This is a genomic window from Microbacterium sp. (genome assembly GCF_031178525.1).
Lineage (GTDB): Bacteria > Actinomycetota > Actinomycetes > Actinomycetales > Microbacteriaceae > Microbacterium.
In genome coordinates this window covers 1-2540 of the sequence record NZ_JAPSJA010000322.1, presented here as the reverse complement: position 1 = coordinate 2540, position 2540 = coordinate 1, and the positions used below count along the sequence as shown (strand labels likewise).

The 2540-nt window shown below is 72.3% G+C and carries 2 protein-coding genes; one reads left to right on the top strand and one right to left on the bottom strand.

Going from position 1 to position 2540, the window contains the following annotated elements; genetic code table 11:
* A partial coding sequence (gene gndA / locus RIF89_RS13830; RefSeq protein WP_309069663.1) for an NADP-dependent phosphogluconate dehydrogenase occupies window positions 1-1372 on the bottom strand: 1372 nt, incomplete at its 3' end.
* 124 nt (window positions 1373-1496) lie between these two features.
* Here gndA and RIF89_RS13825 point away from each other — a divergent pair.
* A complete protein-coding gene (locus RIF89_RS13825) occupies window positions 1497-2453 on the top strand; it encodes a TIGR03557 family F420-dependent LLM class oxidoreductase (RefSeq protein WP_309069662.1) in 957 nt (318 codons plus the stop codon).
* Window positions 2454-2540 lie beyond the last annotated feature (87 nt).

Genomic DNA, 2540 nt, shown 5'->3' with positions numbered 1-2540 from the left:
CGGTGCGGCGGTAGGTGTGGGCGCCGAAGAAGTCGCGCTGGCCCTGGACGAGCGCGGCGGGGAGGCGGTCGGCGCGCAGGCCGTCGTAGTAGGACAGGCTCGACGAGAACGCGGGGGCGGGGATGCCGGCCTGCGCGGCGGTGACGACCACGCGCCGCCATGCCTCGTGCGTCTGGCCGAGCGCGTCGCGGAAGTAGGGCGCGAGCAGCAGCGCGGGCAGGTCGGGGTCGGCGGCGTACGCGCTCGTGATGTCGTTCAGGAAGCGGGCGCGGATGATGCAGCCCGCGCGCCAGATGCGGGCGACCTCGCCCTTCTCGATCTGCCAGCCGTGCTCGTCGGCGGCGGCGACGATCTCGTCGAAGCCCTGCGAGTAGGCGATGATCTTCGACGCGAACAGCGCCCGGCGCACGTCCTCGACGAACGCGTCCGCATCGTCGACCGTCCACGCCGCGTCCGGTCCCGGCAGGTCGGTCGCGGCGGCGCGCTGCGCGAGCTTCGACGACAGCGAGCGGGCGAACACCGCCTCGGCGATGCCCGACACGGGCACGCCCAGGTCGAGGGCGGTCTGCACCGTCCACGCGCCCGTGCCCTTCGCGCCCGCCGCGTCGAGGATCACGTCCACGAGCGGCTGCCCCGTCTCGGCGTCGACCTGCCGCAGCACCTCCGCGGTGATCTCGATCAGGTACGACTCGAGCTCGCCCCGGTTCCACTCGTCGAACACGTCCGCGATCTCCGCCGGGCTCTTGCCCGTGCCGCGGCGGATCAGGTCGTACGCCTCGGCGATCAGCTGCATGTCGGCGTACTCGATGCCGTTGTGCACCATCTTCACGAAGTGGCCCGCGCCATCGGTGCCCACGTGCGTCACGCACGGCTCGCCCTCGGCGACCGCCGCGATCGACCGCAGGATCGGCCCCAGCGTCTCGTACGACTCGGCCGTGCCGCCAGGCATGAGCGACGGCCCGTTCAACGCCCCCTCCTCACCGCCCGAGATGCCGCAGCCGACGAAGTGGATCCCCGTCGCCCGCACCGCCGCCTCCCGACGGATCGTGTCGGTGAACAGCGCGTTGCCGCCATCGACGATGATGTCGCCCGGCTCGAACACCGACACCAGCTCATCGATCACCGCATCCGTCGCCCGGCCCGCCTTCACCATGATGATCGCGGTCCGCGGCGCCTGCAGGCTGTCCGCGAGCTCCCGCATCGTCGCGGCCTTCACGAAGCCGGCCTCGGGATGCGCGGCGATCAGGTCGTCGGTCTTGGCCGTCGTGCGGTTGTAGACCGCGACGGTGTTCCCCTCGCGCGAGGCGAGGTTGCGGGCCAGGTTCGAGCCCATCACGGCGAGGCCGACGACGGCGATGTTGGCGTTGGGCATGGGGGGAGTCCTCTCGACGGGTTCGATGCAAGGCTATGCGCTCGCGCATGCGGCACCGCGGGTTGGCGAGCACCCTGGGAGCTGCCCCGTTGCCTGCGCCGGGGGCGTGTGCGAGGTTCGAGGCATGCAGATCGGTTACAAGCTCTTCGCCGAGGACGTCGACCCCAAGGAGCTCATCCGGCGCGCGGTCGAGGCCGAGCGCGCCGGCTTCGACTTCGTCGAGATCAGCGACCACTTCCACCCGTGGCTGCCCGAGCACGAGCACTCGGGCTTCGCCTGGTCGATCCTCGCCGCCATCGCCGCGAAGACCGAGACGCTGCGGCTCGCGACGGGGGTCACGTGCCCCTCGCTGCGGTACCACCCGGCGATCATCGCGCAGGCGGCCGCGACGACGCAGATCATCTCGGACGGCCGCTTCACGCTCGGCATCGGCGCGGGGGAGCGCCTGAGCGAGCGCATCGTCGGCGACGGCTGGCCCGAGATCGGCGATCGGCACCGGCGACTGCGGGAGGCGCTCGAGATCATCCGGCTGCTGTGGTCAGGCGGCACGCACTCCTACCGCGGCGAGTTCCTCGACATCGTCGACGCCCGCGTCTACGACCTGCCGGAGACGCTGCCCGACATCGTGATCGCAGCGGGCGGCCCGCAGGCGGCGGCGCTCGCGGCCGAGCTCGGCGACGGGCTGTTCTCCACCGACCCCGACGCCTCCCTCATCGAGGCGTGGCGAGCCGCTGGCGGCGAGGGCACCCGGTGGTGCGAGGTGCCGACCGCGTACGCGCCGGACGCGCGCTCGGGCGCCGAGGCCGCGCACGCACGCTTCCGCTTCGGCCAGCTCGGCTGGAAGGTGCTCGCCGAGCTGCCCGACCCGGCCGCCTTTGACGCGGCGACCGAGGCGATCACCGTCGAGTCGATGGAGCAGGCCTTCGCGTGCGGACCCGACGTCGAGCGCCACGCGGAGGTCTTCGCGCAGTTCCGCGATGCGGGCTTCGACCACCTGACGCTCATGGACGCGAGCACCGATCCGGACGCCTTCATGGGCTTCTTCCGTGACGAGCTGGGCCCGCGCCTGCGCGCGAGCTGACGCGCTCGGCGCGCTCCGCGGGTTGCGATCGACCACTGTGCAGGACGCCGTCCAGCAGGGAGGTCCCCCCGCGTAGGGTGGTCGCAT